Origin of the sequence: Gracilibacillus pellucidus (genome assembly GCF_033949965.1) — a bacterium.
Taxonomy (GTDB): Bacteria; Bacillota; Bacilli; order Bacillales; family Amphibacillaceae; genus Gracilibacillus; species Gracilibacillus pellucidus.
Genome location: NZ_JAWZSR010000005.1, coordinates 159,619 through 180,903 on the forward strand (window position 1 = coordinate 159,619; position 21,285 = coordinate 180,903).

22 protein-coding genes are annotated in these 21,285 nt (G+C 36.1%); 4 read left to right on the forward strand and 18 right to left on the reverse strand.

Features of this window, described 5'->3' with window-relative positions; translation table 11 throughout:
* Window positions 1-28 precede the first annotated feature (28 nt).
* Window positions 29-217 carry a hypothetical protein gene (locus SH601_RS10695; protein WP_319958293.1) on the forward strand — a complete coding sequence of 63 codons (189 nt, stop codon included), beginning with the start codon at window positions 29-31 and terminating at the stop codon, window positions 215-217.
* Between the two features lie 12 nt (window positions 218-229).
* Window positions 230-1,303, forward strand: coding sequence for a GerAB/ArcD/ProY family transporter (locus SH601_RS10700; RefSeq protein ID WP_319958294.1), 1,074 nt, complete (start codon window positions 230-232; stop codon window positions 1,301-1,303).
* A 119-nt stretch (window positions 1,304-1,422) separates the two neighbouring features.
* Here the strand turns inward: SH601_RS10700 and SH601_RS10705 are convergent, their stop codons facing one another.
* Genes SH601_RS10705 through SH601_RS10720 form a run of 4 tightly spaced genes read right to left on the reverse strand, consistent with a single transcriptional unit; the run spans window position 1,423 to window position 4,034 of the window.
* Window positions 1,423-2,037: a hypothetical protein gene (locus SH601_RS10705; RefSeq protein ID WP_319958295.1), complete on the reverse strand. Its 615-nt coding sequence runs from the start codon at window positions 2,035-2,037 to the stop codon at window positions 1,423-1,425.
* 32 nt (window positions 2,038-2,069) lie between these two features.
* Window positions 2,070-2,930, reverse strand: a complete 861-nt coding sequence (locus SH601_RS10710) for a glycerophosphodiester phosphodiesterase family protein (protein ID WP_319958296.1) — start codon at window positions 2,928-2,930, stop codon at window positions 2,070-2,072.
* A gap of 28 nt (window positions 2,931-2,958) precedes the next feature.
* Window positions 2,959-3,546, reverse strand: a complete 588-nt coding sequence (locus tag SH601_RS10715) for an LOG family protein (protein WP_319958297.1) — start codon at window positions 3,544-3,546, stop codon at window positions 2,959-2,961.
* A gap of 29 nt (window positions 3,547-3,575) precedes the next feature.
* A complete protein-coding gene (locus tag SH601_RS10720; RefSeq protein ID WP_319958298.1) occupies window positions 3,576-4,034 on the reverse strand; it encodes a hypothetical protein in 459 nt (152 codons plus the stop codon).
* A 388-nt stretch (window positions 4,035-4,422) separates the two neighbouring features.
* Here SH601_RS10720 and SH601_RS10725 point away from each other — a divergent pair, with 388 nt between their 5' ends.
* Window positions 4,423-4,983 (forward strand): maltose acetyltransferase domain-containing protein, encoded by a 561-nt coding sequence (locus SH601_RS10725; RefSeq protein ID WP_319958299.1) that lies wholly within the window; start codon window positions 4,423-4,425, stop codon window positions 4,981-4,983.
* A 50-nt stretch (window positions 4,984-5,033) separates the two neighbouring features.
* On the opposite strand, the gene SH601_RS10730 is transcribed toward SH601_RS10725, so the two are convergent.
* The gene (locus SH601_RS10730; protein ID WP_319958300.1) at window positions 5,034-6,197 is read right to left on the reverse strand and encodes a C40 family peptidase; all 1,164 of its coding nucleotides are present in this window, start codon (window positions 6,195-6,197) and stop codon (window positions 5,034-5,036) included.
* Window positions 6,198-6,592: 395 nt separating this feature from the next.
* Window positions 6,593-7,219 carry a transglutaminase-like domain-containing protein gene (locus SH601_RS10735; protein ID WP_319958301.1) on the reverse strand — a complete coding sequence of 209 codons (627 nt, stop codon included), beginning with the start codon at window positions 7,217-7,219 and terminating at the stop codon, window positions 6,593-6,595.
* Window positions 7,220-7,340: 121 nt separating this feature from the next.
* Between SH601_RS10735 and SH601_RS10740 the strand changes: the two genes are divergently transcribed.
* Window positions 7,341-7,961, forward strand: a complete 621-nt coding sequence (locus SH601_RS10740) for an NUDIX hydrolase (RefSeq protein WP_319958302.1) — start codon at window positions 7,341-7,343, stop codon at window positions 7,959-7,961.
* Window positions 7,962-7,976: 15 nt separating this feature from the next.
* Here SH601_RS10740 and SH601_RS10745 read toward each other — a convergent pair whose 3' ends face one another.
* From SH601_RS10745 to SH601_RS10800, 12 genes are all read right to left on the reverse strand, one after another.
* Complete coding sequence (locus tag SH601_RS10745) at window positions 7,977-8,615, reverse strand: pyridoxamine 5'-phosphate oxidase family protein (RefSeq protein WP_319958303.1); 639 nt, start codon at window positions 8,613-8,615, stop codon at window positions 7,977-7,979.
* Window positions 8,616-8,713: 98 nt separating this feature from the next.
* The gene (locus SH601_RS10750; RefSeq protein WP_319958304.1) at window positions 8,714-9,028 is read right to left on the reverse strand and encodes a CHY zinc finger protein; all 315 of its coding nucleotides are present in this window, start codon (window positions 9,026-9,028) and stop codon (window positions 8,714-8,716) included.
* 57 nt (window positions 9,029-9,085) lie between these two features.
* Window positions 9,086-10,261, reverse strand: coding sequence for a GTP-binding protein (locus SH601_RS10755; RefSeq protein WP_319958305.1), 1,176 nt, complete (start codon window positions 10,259-10,261; stop codon window positions 9,086-9,088).
* Window positions 10,262-10,368: 107 nt separating this feature from the next.
* Window positions 10,369-10,806, reverse strand: a complete 438-nt coding sequence (dcd, locus tag SH601_RS10760; RefSeq protein WP_319958306.1) for a dCTP deaminase — start codon at window positions 10,804-10,806, stop codon at window positions 10,369-10,371.
* Window positions 10,807-10,822: 16 nt separating this feature from the next.
* Entirely contained in the window at window positions 10,823-12,013 is a 1,191-nt protein-coding gene (locus SH601_RS10765) for a GTP-binding protein (protein ID WP_319958307.1), read from the reverse strand.
* Between the two features lie 136 nt (window positions 12,014-12,149).
* Window positions 12,150-13,115: a CobW family GTP-binding protein gene (locus tag SH601_RS10770; protein ID WP_319958308.1), complete on the reverse strand. Its 966-nt coding sequence runs from the start codon at window positions 13,113-13,115 to the stop codon at window positions 12,150-12,152.
* Window positions 13,116-13,235: 120 nt separating this feature from the next.
* Window positions 13,236-13,505 carry a 30S ribosomal protein S14 gene (gene rpsN / locus SH601_RS10775; RefSeq protein WP_319958309.1) on the reverse strand — a complete coding sequence of 90 codons (270 nt, stop codon included), beginning with the start codon at window positions 13,503-13,505 and terminating at the stop codon, window positions 13,236-13,238.
* An 894-nt stretch (window positions 13,506-14,399) separates the two neighbouring features.
* The gene (locus SH601_RS10780; protein WP_319958310.1) at window positions 14,400-15,833 is read right to left on the reverse strand and encodes a 6-phospho-beta-glucosidase; all 1,434 of its coding nucleotides are present in this window, start codon (window positions 15,831-15,833) and stop codon (window positions 14,400-14,402) included.
* A gap of 282 nt (window positions 15,834-16,115) precedes the next feature.
* Window positions 16,116-18,014 (reverse strand): beta-glucoside-specific PTS transporter subunit IIABC, encoded by a 1,899-nt coding sequence (locus SH601_RS10785; RefSeq protein ID WP_319958311.1) that lies wholly within the window; start codon window positions 18,012-18,014, stop codon window positions 16,116-16,118.
* A gap of 277 nt (window positions 18,015-18,291) precedes the next feature.
* Window positions 18,292-19,143: a BglG family transcription antiterminator LicT gene (licT, locus tag SH601_RS10790; protein WP_319958312.1), complete on the reverse strand. Its 852-nt coding sequence runs from the start codon at window positions 19,141-19,143 to the stop codon at window positions 18,292-18,294.
* 144 nt (window positions 19,144-19,287) lie between these two features.
* Window positions 19,288-20,223 (reverse strand): iron-hydroxamate ABC transporter substrate-binding protein, encoded by a 936-nt coding sequence (locus SH601_RS10795; protein WP_319958313.1) that lies wholly within the window; start codon window positions 20,221-20,223, stop codon window positions 19,288-19,290.
* A 28-nt stretch (window positions 20,224-20,251) separates the two neighbouring features.
* Window positions 20,252-21,280 carry an NAD(P)/FAD-dependent oxidoreductase gene (locus SH601_RS10800; RefSeq protein ID WP_319958314.1) on the reverse strand — a complete coding sequence of 343 codons (1,029 nt, stop codon included), beginning with the start codon at window positions 21,278-21,280 and terminating at the stop codon, window positions 20,252-20,254.
* Between the last annotated feature and the right edge of the window lie 5 nt (window positions 21,281-21,285).

The following is a 21,285-nucleotide window of genomic DNA, read 5'->3' on the forward strand; positions in this document are numbered from 1 at the left end:
CACATTACTCTTTTATTTTGAGTTTAAAATGATTGGGAAAGCAAAAGCGACAAAAGATAAGCTCATTTTCACCATGTTTATGCTTATCGCTGTCACACTCCTATCATTACAATCATTAGATTTTCCTTTTCCATACCTTGCTGATCTGCTTGAATTAGCGACAAAACCAGTTTCAAACCCTTTAGAACAATGGTTACAAGGCTTTCAAGAAGAATAGGGAGGCAGCATATTGATTGAAAAACTAGATACAAAGCAGTTTACTGTATTAGTAATGATGAACACACTTGGTGCTTCGATTATCTTTATCCCTAGTATCGCAACTAATTTTGGAAAAGAGAATGGTTGGATTACGTTAATACTAGCGACCTTAATCGGAGCTCTCATTCTATGTTTATATAGACGTATTATTCAAAGGCTAGAAGGCTCCAACTTTTTCACTCTGATCGAAAAGTCATTAGGTAAATGGATTGGCAAAATAGTTATTAGCCTATTTTGCTTTTATACCTTTATCAATGTGTCGGCTAATTTATGGTCTATTAGTGATTTTATTTCTATACAGATTTTAATGGGGACACCTTTTGAAGTAGTTTCCTTTCTGATCATATTAACGGTATTAGTCGCGGTCAGATATGGGATTGAAGTAATCGGACGCACATCAGAACTTTTCTTTCCTTTTGCGATGATTTGCGCCATTCTTCTTACTTTACTCGTAATCAAGGATGCAGAACTAACCAACATTCTGCCTATCTTCCAACTTAACCGTGCAAGTACAATTGCAGGCATTATACCGATTATATCCATCACCTATTTAGAATTAGTGATTCTTCTCGCTATTGCACATACAGTAAACCAAAACATCGGAGCACGTAAAGGGATTATGATCGGTGGAATAGCTAGCGGTTTTATTTTAATCATTATTACCATTGCCTCTATTGCCGTTCTCGGTGTGCAAGGTACTAGTAATTATATATATCCAATCTATGCCTTAGGCCAACGAATTAATATATTTAACTTCTTTGAACGTGTAGAAATCATTGTCGCCTTTATTTGGTTTTTTACAATTTTTTCTAAGCTTTGTGTGTCTTTTTATGTTCTTATCAGCGGGATCCAGTATCTCATCCCGTTAAAAACCTACAAAACATGGACAATTCCATTCACTTTCTTAGCGTTTTTAGCTTCTATCCAGATCATACCAAACACCATTGCCGCATTCCCTTTTATCAACGGTCCTTATACTGTTATTTCTATAATAGTTGGATTCATTATTCCGCTTCTTTTATTTGCATGCAAGTGGAAAAGTTAAGTCTACTCTTTTGCTGGGAAAATCGTAGAAGACGATTCATCTTCCACCTGCTCATTTCTCATTCCTTGAGGTGGGAGTCTTCTTGCCTATTGCTAATAAAATCGATTTGATTCTCCTTTTTAGTGTGATAATGATAATTTTTTTAGCGCATGGACCGGTGTTACAATACTCTGTCCACCCTTATTTAAGTACGTTGCAGCTTGATACATGGACAGTTGTGGAAATACTGCCTGTCCATTCGCCGGATGATATCCGATATAGTCTATAATCGCTTTCGTATATCGTTCTTTCTTATTGTTCATTAAATGATGAAAGGCATCATCTATAAGCTTTACATGATAATTTGCCCCGCTATGAAAATCCTGCAGCCGATTCATCGTTCCCTCAACCGTCTCTGAATTGGTGAAATATAATGTCATTTCTGAATAAGGAAGAAGTGTATCAAAAAATAATTCATCCAATTTTAAAATAGGAATACCGCTTATCTCATGTTCTTTGATATATAAGCTATAATTCGTGCATGTGATAAGAATCGACGCTGGATTGGTATTCGTTAGCCATTCTAACTGTGCTAATACTCTCTGATGCACCTCGTCCTTTGATTTAGTCTTGATTGCATGGATTAATCCCGGATCAACGTGATGAATTTGTTCAATCTCACGGTCCTCAAGCGCCATTTCTGTGTAAGCAATGTTACTATGATGTGCATGCAATACAGCTAGCTTTAATCCCATGTCCATTCTCCTCTTTTGACTATCAATGTGTATTACCACAAAACATCCGCTAATCGATCAGGATAGTTAGTAAAGATTCCGTCAATCCCCCAGTCAATTAATCGTTCCATATCTTCCGTTTCATTCACCGTAAACGCATGAACATGTAAACCATTACCCTGGATTTTTTCGATGAAGGCTTTATCTAATGTTTGAAATGGTAATCCAACCCCTGCAGCGTATTGTCGGATTTTTTTATAATTTGCTGACTTTGTTTTACTTTTTGATAACAGTTGAATTAATGGTATCTCATCATACTGAGCATGAATGTTTGTTAATGCTTTTTGGCTAAAGGATTGAATGATCACCTTATCAGCTTCCAACAAATCATATTTATTTAAAACAGTAAGAAAAGCATCTATCATTTCGTCATCTGGATCTTTTAATTCAATATAATAATCACTGTCTAAACCGAATAATTCAAATATTTCCGCTAAAGTAGGTATTGTTACACCTATAAAATCGGGATTAGCTAGTTCTGGATAAGCTTGATTAAACCAAGTTCCCGCATCTAATTCTTTCAATTCCGCTAAAGTTAAATCGCTTACAAAACCTACTCCGTTCGTTGTCCGCCCCACATCTTCATCATGAATGGCTACTAATTGATGATCTGCAGTCATGTGTAGATCAATCTCTAAGTAATCTGCATTCATTTTCTCTGCCAAATCATATGCAATTAACGTATGCTCAGGAGCATGACCAGATGCCCCCCTATGAGCAATATTTAACACCTTATCAGATGGTAACAACGAAACAAATGATACTTGCTTTTCTCTCTCAAGAATCACACTAGCCCCAATCACAAGACAAATAACTAAAAGTACACACAATCCCCATCGCCAAGTTTTTTTCAAACGGATAACCTTCACTATCACAATAGCATTACCTTTTCTCTACTGCTTTCTTCTCCCACTTATGTATATATTCCCCTTCATATACCTTCATCCGTTCAACTAACTGCTCTGCGTTATTTTCTATTAAGATTAACTTCTTGTAATCGTCCTTCACAAACCCTTGTTCAATCATGTGATCAAAAAGCGTCATGATTGGATCATAATATTGATTAATATTCAAAAGTGCACAGGGCTTCTTATGATAACCTATTTGCGCCCAAGTAAAGACCTCAAACCATTCCTCTAATGTTCCTGTACCACCAGGAAGTGCAATAAAGCCATCTGCATAATCCGACATCATTGCCTTCCGCTCATGCATGTCCTCTACTATATGTAATTCGGTAAGTTTCTCATGAGCAATCTCGACATCGCTTAGTTTTTTTGGTAAAACACCAATTACATTTCCGCCATTCTCCAATACACCGTCTGCAACAGCACCCATACATCCAACTTTTGATCCACCATACACAAGAGAAATGCCACTATCCGCCAACAATTTTCCGAGCTTTCTTGCTTCCTTCATATACACAGGATTTCTGCCTGAACTAGAACCACAGTATACAGCTATTCTTTTCATATCGATTAATCCCTCCATTAACAAATTATTCAGAAATTAATTTCCAGCATTTCCTTCATTTCTTCTAATAAGTCATTATGTGTATCCGTTGTGACAAGCGGAAAATCAGACGTACCAATTTTATTCACATCAAACAAAATAGTGCCATCTTCTAAAACTTGAAATCGATATTCTCGTGTTGTTGGATTTGATTCTTCACTTTCAAAAAAAGCAAACATATAATAATTATCTTGTTTTTCTAATATGTTAATAAGTTCATCATTATCTATTTTTTTCGCATCAAGCCCGTCTACCATTGACAATACTTGCCTAATCTCTGTCTGATTGCTTATTGGCATCGCTAACTTGTCTGATGTAAAATTATTCTCTACCTTTTGGACGAATAACAAATCAGCAAAATCTTTATCTTCAATCTGCACATTTGTCTTTATCGTACCACAACCACACAATAGACTTACAAGAATCAGAATAAAAGCTACTCTCCTCAAAGCCGAAATGCTCCTCCCAATAATTAATATATTTACCTTTCCTTATCGTTATGTTAGGTTCCTATATTAAAATAGACGATTTATATCTAAATAAAGTTTCATTTTTCTGACAAATATACCCCTTTTTTTACGATTACTTCCACGCATTATCATCTTACCATATTAATCATTATATGAAAAAAATTGTATAACTAAATAGACGAGTACATTATAGAATGGGTATAATAAAGAAAGCTTATAAAGTGGGACTTCAATCAGTGGGAGTTAACGTCCGTTTATCCCCCATCTTCGCTTCCTCGTTTTCACTCGAACCTTGAAGTGGGGGTTTTACGGACGTTTGCACCGTGATAAAAAACACAATATATACAAACGAGAGGAAAATTCGCAGATGAAAACGGAAAAAGAAAAAATGATCGCGGGGGAAATGTATCTATCAGGAGATCTTGACTTAGTAAAAGAGAGAAGACACGCTCGAAAATTGGTAAGAGCTTATAATGCTACAACAGAAGAAGATATCCACGAACGCAAACAAATATTAGGAGAATTACTAGGTTCAGGTGGCCATACAGCTTTTATGGAGCCCACTATTCGTTTTGATTACGGTTATAACATACATGTAGGCAAGCGTTTTTTCGCTAACTTTGACTGTACTATTTTAGATGTTTGTGAAGTGCGGATTGGGGATAACTGCATGTTCGGCCCTAGCGTTAAACTATTTACCGCAACACATCCACTTCTCCCAGATGAACGTAACTCTGGTCAAGAATATGGAAAGCCGATCACTATTGGGGATAATGTGTGGATAGGTGGAGGAGCAATCGTTAATCCAGGAGTAACAATTGGTCATAACGTTGTCGTCGGTTCAGGCTCTGTCGTGACAAAAGATGTGCCAGATAATGTCGTTATCGGTGGTAACCCAGCAAAAATCATTAAAAAAATTGACTATTAAAAAAACAAGAGGCTGTCACACACGTGATTGCCTCTTGTTTACGTACAAGATTAATAGAATCGTTTAAAGCTAGAGAAGTGTTTCTTCCAATACGGGTTATCTAAACTTGTAATAGTAACACCTGTGGAAGTTCCTGCATGAATAAATTGATTATCCCCAATATAGATTCCTAAATGAGAAATACCAGAGCGATATGTTCCTTCAAAAAATACTAAATCTCCTACCTGTGGATTATTTACATAATAAGAACGATCATAGTATCCATCACTTGAAAGACGCTTAATATCCATACCAGCTTGTTTATACACATAGTATATGTATCCACTACAATCAAATCCACTAGTTGTAGAGCCACCCCATACATATTTAATACCAGTTAAGCTTTTAGCTGTACTAATTAATTTATCCACATCATATTCCACATCAGCAGAAGATGAATTACTGGAGTTTGCGTTAGAATTAGAGCTAGAATTATTACTTCCTTTTGAAGTACTAACGCCTTTTACTTGGCCTAATTGTAACTTTTGTCCAATGTGGATTAAATCCGAGCTCAGTCCATTCCATTTCTTCAAGTTTGCTACTGTCACACCATTATTTTTAGCGATATGGGATAGCGTATCACCTGATTTTACTGTATATACACTTGAAGATGAGCTACTTGACTTATTACTAGATGACGAGCTGGAACTACTAGATGAATTAGACTTTGAGCCTGAGTTACTGCTGCTTGAGCTATTTGGTTTCGATACAACAAATACGTTTCCAGGGAAGATTAATGTAGTATCAAGATTATTCCATTTCATTAAATCGTTAAGAGAAATATTATGTTTCGATGCGATACCACTAAGTGTATCTCCCGATTTTACTGTATACTTACTAACACTTGACCCTGAATTAGAACTAGACTTTGAACTCGACTTTGAACTCGATTTTGAACTAGAGTTCTTGTTACTGCTACTATTAGAACTAGATGATTTACTAGTTGAAGACTTAGCAGTTGTGTTTAATACTTGATTTGGATAAATGACATCTGAAGTAAGCTTATTGATGTCGATTAATGACTGAACAGTTGTATCATGCGTACGGGCAATTTTCCATAATGAATCTCCGCTCTTCACCTTGTATGTTGCCGCTTCTGCTTCATCTGCACCAATGATAGATGCCGCAATAGCTGCACCTAAAGTAACCGACATAACTACCTTTTTATTTGCCAATTCTTATGTCCTCCTATTTTCCGTAATATTCTCGACCTTAGCCTGAAATATAATTCGACAGCCCCTCTCTTATAATATCGACAAAAAGGAACTTTAATTAAGTAAAAACACCTAGTTTTTCTCATTATATTTTAGACCAATATGTAACACTATTATATATCCTTTCCTGATAAAATGATATAAAAATTCATAGATTTTATGAAAATTTGTAATATTTCGCCGTATATTAGTAATTGTTTCAGCACAACAAGTCAAAACATGAGAAAAAGCCCAGTTACTCACTGGGCTCATTCATTACTATAGACATCACTAAGATAAAGTGAGACTTCAATCAGTGGGAGTTTTTGACTCCCACTTAGCCTCTTTGTTTTAACTCGAACCTTGAGGCGGGGATTTTACGGATGTTTGCACCGTGATAAAAATTCAGGCAATTTAGTAGTATACATTTCAATAGCATTTCTATTAGTTTTTAATGTGTTAATCGTGTTATGATTTGGTTGTGCGAAAACAATAGGGTAATCTATCTCGTCTTTATCTGCTTGAATGGAAAATGCTAGTTTTTCTTTTTCAACAGAAAACTCTGCTACAACTCCTGGTTTATTCCCTCTAGCATCAAGTCTTATCCACTTCTGTAACGATGAAAGGTAAACCGCATTCAGTGCATGTATCACATACCCTTGCTCTGGTGTGTCAAATAACATTAATCGTTGATAGCAGAAGCCTGTCGGAATACCACTCGCTCTTAAAATAGCCGCTAATAGATGAGATTTGGCATAACAAATTCCTTGTTTATGCGTTAAAACTTCAGACGCCGCGCAAGTTACTAATGTTCCTTGAATATCCCATGAGTGAGATATTTCATCTCTAACAAACTCAAATGCTTTTTTTACTTTGTCTATCTCTGTTAAAGTTGATTCAAAGAGCTTGTAGACTGTTTCTTGAATAAGAGGATTTGTATAATCAATTATCTCTGTTGCTTGTAAATATTTCTCCATATCATTTGTCTCTAATTGAAGCTTCATTATCTGTCTCCCTTTTTGTATAATAATACACATTATTGAATTTAAATACAAAACATTCTATATAGTATGTTATACTAATTTTTTAACGAACAAATAATATATAGAAAAGGTGAACAGACAAATGGAAGAGTTACTCACCATTTTTAATGAAAAACGATGCAAGATTGGCGTTGCAAGCAGAGAAGATGTACATATTAAAGGCTATTGGCATGAAACATTTCAATGCTGGTTCATTGATAAAGAAAATGGTCTGGATTATATTTATTTGCAAAAGCGGTGCGAAGACAAGAAGGATTTCCCTAACCTTTTTGATATTACTGCAGCTGGTCACTTATTATCTACTGAGACAGCAAAAGATGGTATAAGAGAAATCAAAGAGGAATTAGGCATTGATGTGAAGTTTCATGAATTACGTTCAATAGGAGTGATGAACGATATCATCGAAACACCTGACATAATAGATAAAGAATGGGCTAACGTATATGTATACAATGTAAAAGACACAGATAAATTCCTTTTACAACAAGAAGAAGTAGCAGGTATAGTTAAAGTTAAACTAGAAGATTTTGTTGATTTATGCTTCAGCAAGAAACAATCCATTCATGTGCTCGGATTTGGGAATACTCATTCTGATCAACCAACCATTATTGATCAGCATATTTCATTAGCAGATATCGTGCCGCATAGCGCTGAATACTTGCAGAAAGTTTGTGCGAAAATAATAGAGGACTCTTCACAATAGAGAGTCCTCTATTGTTTAATACAATCTCTTCGCATAACTTTCTTCTAACCCTTCTTGAATAGATGCTACACTCGTATTTGGAATATTAGCATGTTCAAAGATCATCCTTGCTGCAGATGGCAAGGCATGTTTATCTAACCATGTATCTGGATTCCATAACCCAGATCGTTTAAACGCTTTAGCACAATGAATATAGCATTCTTCTACTTCTACCCCAATTCCAATAAGAGGGGCTTTTCCTCTAACCGTCATGTTTTTAAGCAGCTCTTGATCTGTTATTAAGTATGCTTTCCCGTTTACTCTTAACGTCTCACCTAATCCTGGAATAAAAAAGATTAGGCCTAATCTCGGATTCGATAGTATATTTCTCATTGTATCCATTCTTTTGTTACCAGGACGTTCTGGTATAATAAGATACTTTTCACTGATAACTTCCACAAAACTTTGTTTATCTCCCCTTGGCGACACATCACAAAAACCAGCTTCATCAGAGGAAGCAATCATCAAAAATGGAGATTTCTCAATAAACTCCCTACAACGATGATCAAGCATCGAGATCGTTTTGTTTTCAACTAGCTCACTTGGGTAACCAATTAGCTCACGAAGTTGCTCCTCGGTTTCTATTACATTCGTAAACGGACTATCAGCTTTCATTCTCCTCACCTACTTCATATAATGAAATGTATTCCTTTTCATTATATCATACAAAAAAAACTCTACTAACGATCAGTAGAGTTTTTTCAACCATCATTTTACGTCATTTCAAAATATCTATCGTAATGATTAGCACACTTAGGATTAAAAGCTGCTTCACATTTTGGACAGTTCCTGTGCTGTAGATATTCATTAATTGTTAGTTCATGGCGGCAAACACCACAAAGAATTGCTTTTTCATTAAATTCTTCCCTTGGCCACAACTGACGCTCATGTTCCGTGCTCTCATCATGACATTTATAGCATGGATAGTACCTGTTACAGCATTTGAACTTGATCGAAACAATATCTGTTTCACCATGATAATGAACACATCTCCCTGCTTCATCGACAGGAAATCCATATATTTTCATCTATGACACCTCGCTAGTCTATGCCTATATTACAGCATACTTTATACGAACTAGCAATTAGATAAATTCAGGCAATGTATCTTCGAATGAATCAGCTGGCATCTGCTCTTCTTCCTCTGTTAACAAACATTTATTTAAGGAATCAATAATCCCCTGTTTGTCCATGTCACTTCCGATAAAGACAAGCTCAGTCACGCGATCACCAATTTCTGGATCCCAATTTTTAAATAAATCAGGATCTTGTTCCTTCAACTCTGCTTGCTCTTCTGGAGAGTAACTAGCAATCCAGCTTCCAGCGCCTTCTAATGTTAACATCGTTCCTGCTTGTGACAACAATCCTGCTACATCATTTCTTGTAGTTAACCAGAAGAAGCCTTTAGCCCGAATAATTTCTTTCGGCCAATTTTCTAACCATTCTTGAAAGCGCCCTGGGTGGAAAGGTTTTCGACTTCTATAAACAAATGAATTAATGCCATACTCTTCTGTTTCCGGAACATGCTCTTCATTTAACTCTTTAATCCAGCCAGCACCTTCACTTGCTTTATCGAAGTCGAATTGCTTCGTGTTCAACACTGCTAATGGATCGATCTTTCCGAATGATGTTGGAATAACTTTTGTTTCTGGATTTAGTTTATAAAGTAGATTTGTTAGTTCTTCCACTTCTTTATCTGATAACTGATCGATTTTATTAATTACAATCACATTAGCAAATTCAATTTGGTCAATTAACAAGTCGACAATACCTCGTTCATCATCATCTGATACATGCATTTGACGATCAATTAATAAATCCTGTGATTGATAATCTTCCCATAATTGCTGACCATTTATAAGAGTTACCATTGTATCAAGTTCAAATATTTTACTTAAATCAATTCCTAATTCTTCATCATGATACATAAAACTTTGTGCTACTGGAATCGGCTCAGATATACCACTTGATTCGATTACTACATAATTAACATCAAGCTCTGCCAGCTTTTCCATTTCCACCATTAAATCTTCTCGTAATGTACAGCAAATACAACCATTTGTCATCTCAACCATATTTTCTTCAGCTCTAACAAACCCGCCTTCTTTGACAAGTTTGGCATCAACATTTACTTCACTCATATCATTTACAATAATCGCGATTTTCAATCCATGATCTTCACTGAGTAGATGGTTGAGTAACGTTGTTTTACCTGCTCCTAAAAAACCGCTCAATACGGTAACTGGGATTTTCTTACTCATTTCTATTCCACCTCTCTATCTAGGTATATCCTACTTGCTGTTACTCCTTGTTGTTGTAGGTATTTTCCGCTATATCCTTCTGTTTCCTGATTGACTTTGGCGATAACTCACTGACAAACTCGCATGCCCATCTGTAATTCAACCGGAACTCGATTTGCATTAAATGATTCTAACGTAATCTGGCCAGCAAATCCCGGATCAATCCAACCTGCATTTTGAATAAATACACCAAGACGTCCAATCGAACTTCTCCCTTCGACAAAAGCAGTCAAACCATTCGGTAAGCGGACATTTTCTAGAGTTGTTCCTAACATAAAGGTTTTAGGTGGGATCGTAATAACCTCACCCTCAGGCACTTGGATATTATGATAGCTAGCTTCTTTATTAACGGTTAGAGTAGGCGTTGATTCATCATCAATTAATAAGAAATCTTTTCCTAAACGAAGGTCAATCGATGCTGGCTGTCTACTTATCTCTTTAAAGGGGGTAACGGACATTTGCTCATCCTGTATAAGTTGCTTAATCGTTTGTCCTGATAAAATCACTTCATTTCACCCCTATTTATGAAACTCTCCAATTAAACGGATTTCTAAATTGAGACCAGTCTTCTGCCATCTCTGATTCTGTTAATAGACAACGGTCTAGCTCACTAGTAATCGCCTCAACATCCAAGTCCATTCCTATAAACACAAGCTTTGTATGACGATCTCCGTATTCAGGATCCCACAAATCTCGTACTTCCTTATTGTTTCGCAATAGTTCTTTGCGTTGTTCTGCTGGTAAAGATGCTACCCAATACGCTAATGGTTCAACATCTACGGAAGGACCTGCTTGTGATAATAATAGTGCGATGTCGTTATGTGTTGCACACCACATTACACCTTTTAACCTTACAATCTCTTTAGGTAAATTGTTGTACCAGTCCACTAATCGTTCTGTATGGAAAGGCAATCTTGACTTATAAACAAATGAACTAATACCATACTCTTCTGTTTCTGGTGTATGATTCTCAACTCCTGCATTAAGCTCCTTCAGCCAGCCTGCCGATTCACTGGCTTTTTCGAAGTCGAATGTACCAGTATTCAATATTTCACTAGTGTCAGTCTCACTATGCTGTGTACGAATAATTTTCGCTTCCGGCTGTAATGTACGAATAACTTGCTCTAATTTCTTCAAGTCCTCTTCTTCTACTAAATCTGTTTTGTTTAATAGAAGTACGTTACAAAATTCAATTTGGTCAAGTAATAAATCGGCAATGTTTCGTTCATCCTCTTCGGCAACAGCTTGTTGTCTTTCAAGCAAGCTATCACCAGAACCAAAATCATGCCAAAAGCGGTTAGCATCTACAACAGTAACCATCGTATCCAAACGGCAATGCTTCGTTAAATCGATACCCATAGTGTCATCAATATAAGAGAAAGTTTGTGCTACTGGGATTGGTTCACTGATACCTGATGACTCAATTAAAATATAATCGACATCACCTTGTTGTACAAGCTTCTCCACTTCGACTAATAAATCCTCTCGTAATGTACAGCAAATACAACCATTAGACATCTCTACTAATTTTTCTTCTGTACGAGAGAAACCACCTTGGTTTTGAACTAGTTCACTATCAATATTAACCTCACTCATATCATTCACAATTACCGCTACCTTTAATCCATCACGGTTGTTCAATACATGATTAAGTAACGTCGTTTTTCCAGCTCCTAAATAACCACTAAGTACAGTAACAGGTATTTTCTTCATGAAAACTTCCTCCTCATTTTTTATATAAAATATATTAAAACAGCAAGAACAGCTGCACCTACAATGATGGCATCATATACTTTACTCACTACTATCACCTTATAAATCGAAACAATTACGGTTTATGTCGAAAAAATTAAGCAAGACAATATCGGAAGCCTTTTTCCAATTCTTCCAAATCCAGCTTCTTCCCGATAAATACTATCTCACTACCACGCACTTCATTATTTGTCCACTTAGGTCCTTCCGTGCCTGCAAAGAGCATATGCACTCCTTGAAAAACAACTGGTCTCTCTATCTGCTTAATATTAAGCACACCCTTATAGCGGTATAATTGTTCTCCTTTAATACGGACTAAATAAGCAAACCATTTATTTACTTTATCTAAATCAAGCGGACGATTATCTTTGATAACATAAGAGACGATGTCATTATTATGATGGTGATGATGCGTATTCGTCAGTAAATTAGGAGCAACTTTCAACACACTCGTTACATCAAAGGATTTCTTGCCGATCAATTCTTCTGTATCTACATTAGCATATGTCGTATATATTCGCTTTGCATGTGGATTCATGCTAGCTAACTGTTCTTTCAATGTTTGTTTTTCCTCGTCTGTAATCAAATCTACTTTATTTAGTAATAGAAGGTCTGCAAAAGCGATTTGTTGGGCAGGCTCTTCCTCATTTAGATGCTGCCAAATATGCTTCCCATCTACTAGCGTAATGACACTATCAATTTCAAACACTTTTGCCATCTGCTCATCCATTAAGAATGTTTGGATAACCGGAGCTGGATTTACCATTCCTGTTGTTTCAATTACAATACGATCGATTTTTTCTTCTTGTTCTATCATATTGTTTAATATATCGATTAAATCGCCTCGTACATTACAGCAAATACAACCACTATTAATTTCTACTATTTCTTCTTTTGTAGTTACAACAAGTTGACTATCAATTGATGTATCACCAAATTCATTAATGATAACTGCTATATTCTCTTCTAGTCTGTCCTTCAATAAGTTGTTAAGTAGAGTTGTCTTACCTGCACCTAAAAAACCTGTTAAAATCGTTACCGGAATTACTTTTCCTGCTACCAATGTATCTTCCTCCTATTTGTATGTAAGAGCTTGATCGTATTTTTTAGAGAAGCAAAATAATACAGGGACAACCTACTTTAGATGCCCCTGTTTCATATGTTTGTTCTTTAAACACTATTCTTACCAACTTGCTTTCTTCACACCCGGTATTTGACCTTTATGCGCATATTCTCTGAAAGCAATACGTGACATATTGAATTTTCTCATATAACCACGTGGTCTACCTGTTACTCCACAGCGACTATTCAAACGTGTCGGAGAAGCATCTCTTGGTAACTTAGCAAGTGCTTCATAGTCACCTTTTGCTTTAAGCTCTCTTCTTAATTCTGCATATTGTTCAACCATTTTTTGGCGTTTTAACTGTTTAGCCACTTTCGCTTTTTTAGCCATTTTATACACTCTCCTTTTTCTATTATTAACATTCTCTATGTCATATCATCTAGTTTATAAATCGTAACCATTACGCTCTGAATGACATTATAGTATATTTACACACAATTGTAAATAGTAATGGTTACGATTTATTTTGTTTTTACTATTATACTATCGTATACCTCCGTACTCGTCCAAACAATTTTTGTGTCTTATCAATTTAAAGATTATTTAAATAGCTAACACTTACGAAGTCTAAAAGCGAGAGTGAGTGGTGACTCATATTAGTTACTCAATGAAATGCGCTCACTCATTCTGATTGATGGCTAGTGGATATCTTATCGCTACGTCAGAATACTACGCTTTCACCCTCGGGGCACAAGTGCAACATCTATTCAAGCACAGATCGCTTTCATAGTGTTTTCTATGCCACAGGCTTGTCTTCAACTAACTTTTTCAACAATACCGGTTGAAAAAGTGGATTTTCAGCTCATGCTATTCCTGTAGGAGTCTCCGTATTCTGCCTTCGCTTTGGTTACATTCTCTATTGGAATAGAGAGGAATACTTACATTTCATGCCATTTGACTAAGCGCATTCCTTTTGGAAATGAATCATCGTATTTCCACTCGCAAACATTAGATCACATCACACAGCGGAGACAAAACATGAAGACTCCTGCGGGAACAGTACGAGCTGAAGATCCATTTTCATGAAGTGGTCTTCTTCATGAAAATTAGCTGAAGCTGTACCCGCGGAAAGCGTAGTGTTTTGTCGGAGCTTTATACCAGCGCTCATTCTCAATAGAGTGAAAGAAAGCTCATCTACAGATAGACTCTCGCTTTTAGACAGCGTATGGATTTTCCAATTATAGAAGAAAGCACCTCTGCAACATGTGCAGAAGGTGCTTTTGATTAGTCTATATTGTGCCCGTTGGATTCAATAACTTTTTTATACCAATCGAAGCTTTTTTTCTTACCTCTTTGTAATGTTCCTTTTCCTTGATTATCTCTATCAACGTAAATATAACCATAACGTTTTTTCATTTCACCTGTTGATGCACTAACAATATCAATCGGTCCCCAGCTTGTATAACCGATTAGTTCCACGCCATCTTTAATCGCTTCTCTCATCTCTTTGACATGCTCTCGTAAATAGTCAATTCGATAATCATCTTCTACAAGACCATTCTCATTAGGTTCATCTATTGCTCCGAGACCATTTTCTACTACAAATAGAGGTTTTTGATAACGATCATATAGCTGATTTGCTGTAATACGGAATCCTTTTGGATCAATTGTCCACCCCCATTCAGATGCTTTCAAATATGGATTTGTAATAGATCCAAACACATTACCACCTGTCTTATTCTCTTGCACTTTCGGATCGGTACTTGTTACGCGACTAGAGTAATAACTGAAACCAATATAATCAACCGTATGTGCTTTTAGTAACGCTTCATCACCAGGTTCCATCTGAATTGTTAAATCATTTTCTTCAAAGAAACGTTTCGCATAACCTGGATATTCACCACGTGCTTGTACATCAATGAAGAAGAATGATTCGCGGTCTTTTTCCATTGCATCAAACACATCTTCTGGATTACTAGAATAAGAATATGTCATACCTGCCGCTAACATACAACCAATCTGTGCATCTGGAATAATCTCATGACCTGCTTTTACCGCTTTTGCACTTGCAACCAACTGGTGATGTGCTGCTTGATACATCACTTGTTTCTTATCTTCACCATCTTTGAAAATTAATCCTGCACCAACAAACGGTAAGTGCAATAACATGTTAATTTCATTAAATGTTAACCAATATTTCACTTTATCTTTATAACGAGTAAAAACAGTAGTCGCATATTTTTCAAAGAAATCGACTAATTGGCGATTTTTCCAGCTACCATATTCCTTTACTAAATGAACAGGCACATCAAAATGTGCTAAAGTGACAACTGGTTTGATATCATATTTTTTCAATTCATCAAAAACATCGTCATAAAATTGTAGCCCTGCTTCATTGGGCTCACTATCGTCACCATTCGGGAAAATACGTGCCCACGAAATAGATAAACGAAGCGCCTTAAAGCCCATCTCCGCAAACAGCGCGATATCCTCTTTATATCGATGATAAAAATCAATCGCTCGATGCGAAGGGTGAAATTCTCCTTCTAGTGGTTCATATGTCTCTAAATTTCCTGTCATAATCGGATAACGTTTTTCTCCTGTTGGTAATAAATCGACTGTCGTTAATCCTTTACCACCTTCTAAATATGCTCCTTCTGTTTGGTTTGCTGCAATAGCACCACCCCATAAAAATCCTTCTGGAAATTGATTTGCCATCGTTGATTCCTCCCATTAAAATAGTAAAGTTAATTTTTTATTTTGATTAATATATCTACACTTTACCTGCTTTATCCACTGTTTTTTGTTGATAAATTGGTTTATTTACATTTTTCTCGCCTTCCACACTAATTTTTGTTGATATCTAGATTTATCTACACTTTTCCCGCTTTTCGCACTGATTTTTGTGGATAAATCTATTTTCGAAATCTTTCTAACGTTTAAAATGAAAGGAGTCCGAACAAACAGTTATCTCGATTTATTCGGCGTCTCCTTGTTTTACTACTTACTTGTTACTTCAATCAGTACATCTTCAGGTTGAACGTCTTGTTTATCTGTTGTTGTTAATTCGTATTGGTCGTGGTTTGTCACGACAACTGGTGTTGTAACAGGATAGCCTGCTTCTTTAATTGCTTCTATATCAAATGATAATAACAATTGACCTTTTTCTACTCGGTCACCCTGACTTACTTCTGTTGTAAAATGTTCTCCTTCTAGTTGCACAGTATCTAAACCAACATGGATCAGCATTTCTGTACCGTCGTTTGTCTCTAATCCAATTGCATGTTTTGTTGGGAAAAGTACTGACACTGTACCAGAAACTGGGGCATATACTTTTCCTTCTATTGGTTCAATTGCTACCCCTTTGCCTAATGCTCCTGACGCAAAGGCGGTATCTTCAATCTCTTCAAGCAGTTTTACTTCACCACGTAAAGGACTAGAAATTACTAGGTTTTCTACTTCATTATTAGTTGGATTTGGACTATTGGATTCTTGTTTTTTGTTAATGCCACCAAAGAAATATGTTAAAACAAACGCTAATACCATTGATACAAGTGCTGCAATTACTGCACCGATAAAGCCTGTACTAATCCCATCATCTGGGTGAATAAGACTCGGTAATTGGAATATACCTAGCCCCCCCATTACATAACCAATCGTGCTAGACATACCCATTATTGCGCCACCGACTGCAGATGAAATAACGGTGAAAATAAATGGTCGTTTTAATGGTAAAGCAACACCGTACATACCAGGCTCTGTCACACCAAAGAACGCGGAAATAATAGCTGGTAAACTCAATGTTTTCAAACCTTTATCTTTGGTACGAAGCATTACAGCAAAGATTGCTGCAGCTAGCGCAAATGAGTGTGCAAAAATCAAAGCTAAAATTGGATCTTGACCTAATACCGTGATATTGTTCATCGCAATCGGAACAAGGCCCCAGTGTAAACCGAACATAACAAATACTAACCATAAACCGCCAAGGAACATACCTGCAATAACCGGGCTTAATTCATAAATCCAAATGGTTCCTTCTCCAAGCAACTGACTCGCCCATGTTGCTATAGGGCCAATAATGATAAATGTTAACGGAATGATGATAAGCATCGTAAACATTGGAACAAAGAACATCTTCACTACAGATGGAACTACTTTTGTAAAGAACTTCTCTAACTTCGCCGCAAAGAAAGCGGATACGATAATTGGAATAACAGACATCGAATAAGTCATTAAAATAACAGGAATTCCGAAAAATTCAATATAGATAGGTGATTCAAATACAGTACCTGCAAACAATGTGTATAACGGTTCACTCGCACCTGGAATACCTTCTAAATCAGGATAAACTAATGCCATCGCAATAACCATACCAAGGAATGGTGTACCTCCGAATTTCTTCATTGCTGTATAACCTAATAGAATAGGTAGGAAGTAGAATAAACCGTCACCAATCGCATTTAATATTTGGTATGTTCCACCTTCTTCATCTAACCAATTAAGCGCTACAAATAACGCATTAAAACCTTTTATCATACCGGATGCAGCAAGCACTGCCAGAATCGGTGTAAAGATTCCAGAAATCATATCGATAAATCGGTCAAACAAATTTCCTTTTTCTCCATCATCTTCATCTACTTGTTTCTCAGACTGGAAGCCACCTTCTGCTACTACAGCCTTATATACATCAGGAACATGATTCCCAATTACTACTTGGTATTGGCCACCGCTTTTTCGAACAGTTACCACACCATCCATATTTTCTAATACTTCTGTATTCGCTTTACTTTCGTCTTTTAATTTAAAACGAAGTCGTGTAATACAATGAACAACACTGTTAACGTTTTCTTTTCCGCCAACATTTTTAATAATGTCTTTTGCTAGTTGACTATACTTCATGCCCATTCACCCTCTTGTAAGTTTTTTGATGAAAGCTTTCTGTTTTGCATAAAGCGCTTTAACGAATGCTGTTTTAGGTAAATAAAAAACCTGAATGAATTAGAAGGTGTGCACATAGATATAGCAACACTATGTGCTTCCAATTCATTCAGGTTATGCCCAAAATAGGTAACATTCCTTACTTCGCCTATAAAGTTTATTTGTTAATTAACAATTACAATTTACCATGATTATTATCCTAATGTCAACACTTTTTTAAAACGTTTTCATATACTTTTTATTTTTGTTTATGTTGACGATAGGTAACTCGGTGGATATGAACCGTCAAATATACCTTTTCATCATGTGTTAATTGCCAATCAAAATTCTTTTGTAAATACATTGCGATTTTCTCTGTACAAGCATATGCTGTTTCATACTTCACCTTCACTTGTTCATAGAAAAATTCATCAATTGTTTCTTCTGTATGTTCATTACGGATAAAACGAATGGAGAAGAAACGTAGATGTGTTAAGAATCGTTCATAGTTAATCGAATCTTCATCCAATTCTGTTTTGTAATGATATTTAACAATATTCAATATATTGTTTACAATCTCTGTCACCTGTACGGCGGTCTCTACATTTTCTCCTGATAATTGACTGTTAATTAAATGTAATGCAATCGATGCTGCTTCATCTTCATCTAACCGAACCCCCGTATGTGTTTCGATCATATCAAGTGCTTTTAAGCCAATTTGAAATTCTTGTTTATAATATTTACGTATCTCATACAAAAGCGTATTTTTTAATTGAATACCTTCTTTACTTCTCTCAATTGCAAAGCTAATATGATCTGTTAACGCAACGTACAAATAATCATGCAGCTTATAAGGTAATTGAGAGACCGCATAATCATATATTTCCGATACAATGTCTAAGTATTTATCAGACGTACTTTGTAATAATTGATTCAGTTTTTCACTGATTCCTGTATCTTGCAAAACAAAATTCTTTTCAATTCGAGATATATCGACAGACTCACCTACCTTTTTTTGAAAAGCTAATCCTTTGCCCATCACTACCATTTCTTGCCCTTGTTCATTCATTGTCACAACGACATTATTATTTAGGACTTTTTTTATTTTCATCACATACACCTTTTTACCTAAAGTATTTTAATTTTCTTAATCAATATCCTATAACAAAAGAAATTAATTGTCTAACTTGTTTTTTGATATATGTTAGATAAACAAAAAACTGCAACAAATAAATTGCAGTTTTTTATGATACGTTTATTCTCCTAAAAACCCTTCTTCGAATGTGTCCACTAAATATTTAAGTGTAATTGGATCACTATATGATGACGCATCTTGATCGATTTCAATAACATGACCCTTTTTAACAGCTGGAATGCTGTTCCATGTATCACTCTGCATAAATTCATTCTCTTCGGACGCTTTTTTACTTATCACAATAAAATCTCCTGCATATTCAGGCAATACTTCTAATGACAACGTATGATAACCATCCTCTAATGCATCCTCTTGTACTTTCTCTGACATATTTAAATCCATCGCTTGATAGAGAGCCTCTGTTCCTCTTGCCCAAGCATCACCAAATACATAGAAGTTCTTTGCGTCTACTTCAAAGACACTAACTGAAACGTCTTCTCCATATTTTTCTTTGATTTTTTCACCAAGTGTTGCCGTTCTTTCCTTGAATTCTTGCACCCATTCTTGTGCTTCTTCTTCCTTATTCAATAGTTTACCTATTTCGACTTGTTGCTCCAAATAGTCAAGTTTCCCCCAAGTATAGATGACGGTTGGCGCTATTTTTTGCAATTCATCTAAATTCTCCATCGTTGATCCAGCAATAATCAAGTCTGGATTTTGTGCCATAACTGTTTCTGGTTCATTTTCTGAAACGACAGGAACATCTGCTAATTCATCTGCCAAAAGTGGGCTCCCTTTAGTCCATTTGTCCACACCAACAAGCTCTCCATCTAACGCATGTACATTCGGTGCATTGGATAAAGCAACAATTCGCTTTGGCTCAGCTGGTATTTCTACTGGCCCTGTCTCTGATTCATATGTAACGGTTTCTCTTGATTGTGTATTCTCTCCCTCTTCAGACGCTTCTGATTGACTACTCACATCACTCCCACAAGCACTTAGTATCGACATTGTCAGTATCAAAATAAACATAAAAAAGTAATGTTTCTTTTGCATATTTATTCATCCTTTCTCAACATTTTTATTATTTTTTATACAAATATTCCTTGTTTTTTTCTGTAAAACGCTTATTGTGGGATGATACCATCGCAAATCGTTCTGCACTAGGCTCTATATGACGTTTGGCGCTATTTACAGCGTTCGCTGCATCCTGAAATGCTCCTGCGATAAGGTGTAGTTTACCTTCGTGGGACAAAATATCGCCAGCACCATATAACCCTTGAATATTCGATTCTCCCAACACATTTCCTTTGATAAAATAATCATCTTTTAACTCAATGGATAGACCACTTTCCGTCATTAATTGATGCTGACGATGATAACCATGATTTACTAAGACAGCATCAACAGGTAGGTTTTTAATTGAGTTGGTTTTATTATTGCGTAAACTTACTTCTTCGATTTCCTTATCACCTAGTAGTGCTGTTATCTCCGTATTTTCCAAACTGACAACATTGTTCGCTTTTAACTTAGAAATATCTGATTCGTGTGTTTTCAAATTATCTCCACGATACACTAACAATACTTGTTGAGCTATTGGCGCTATCTCATTTGCCCAATCTACCGCTGAGGAACTACCACCTGATATTAGTACGCGCTTATCCTTAAAATCTTTGATTGATTGCACGTGATAGTACAGGTTGCTCTTCTCATATGAAAAAGCGTTATCGATATCAAGCTTAATCGGGTCAATTACGCCTCCACCGACTGCCATAATAACGGTTCTAGAGTAATGCTTCTTATCTTTATCTGTTTCTAGTTCAAATATATCCGTATCAAGCTTATTCATTTTCGTTATCGTTTGGTCGAGCTCTACAGTAGGATTAAACGTCAGACCTTGTTCGATCATTTGCTCGATAAAAGACAAACCTGATACAGGAGGCATACCGCCAACATCCCAAATCATTTTTTCCGGATAGACTCGCACTTTGCCACCAAGTTCTGAATGGGCTTCGATTACTTTCACTTTCATTTCACGTAATCCTGCATAAAAAGCAGCAAACAAACCGGCTGGCCCTCCACCAATAATTGTTACGTCATACACATCTTTCATCGAAA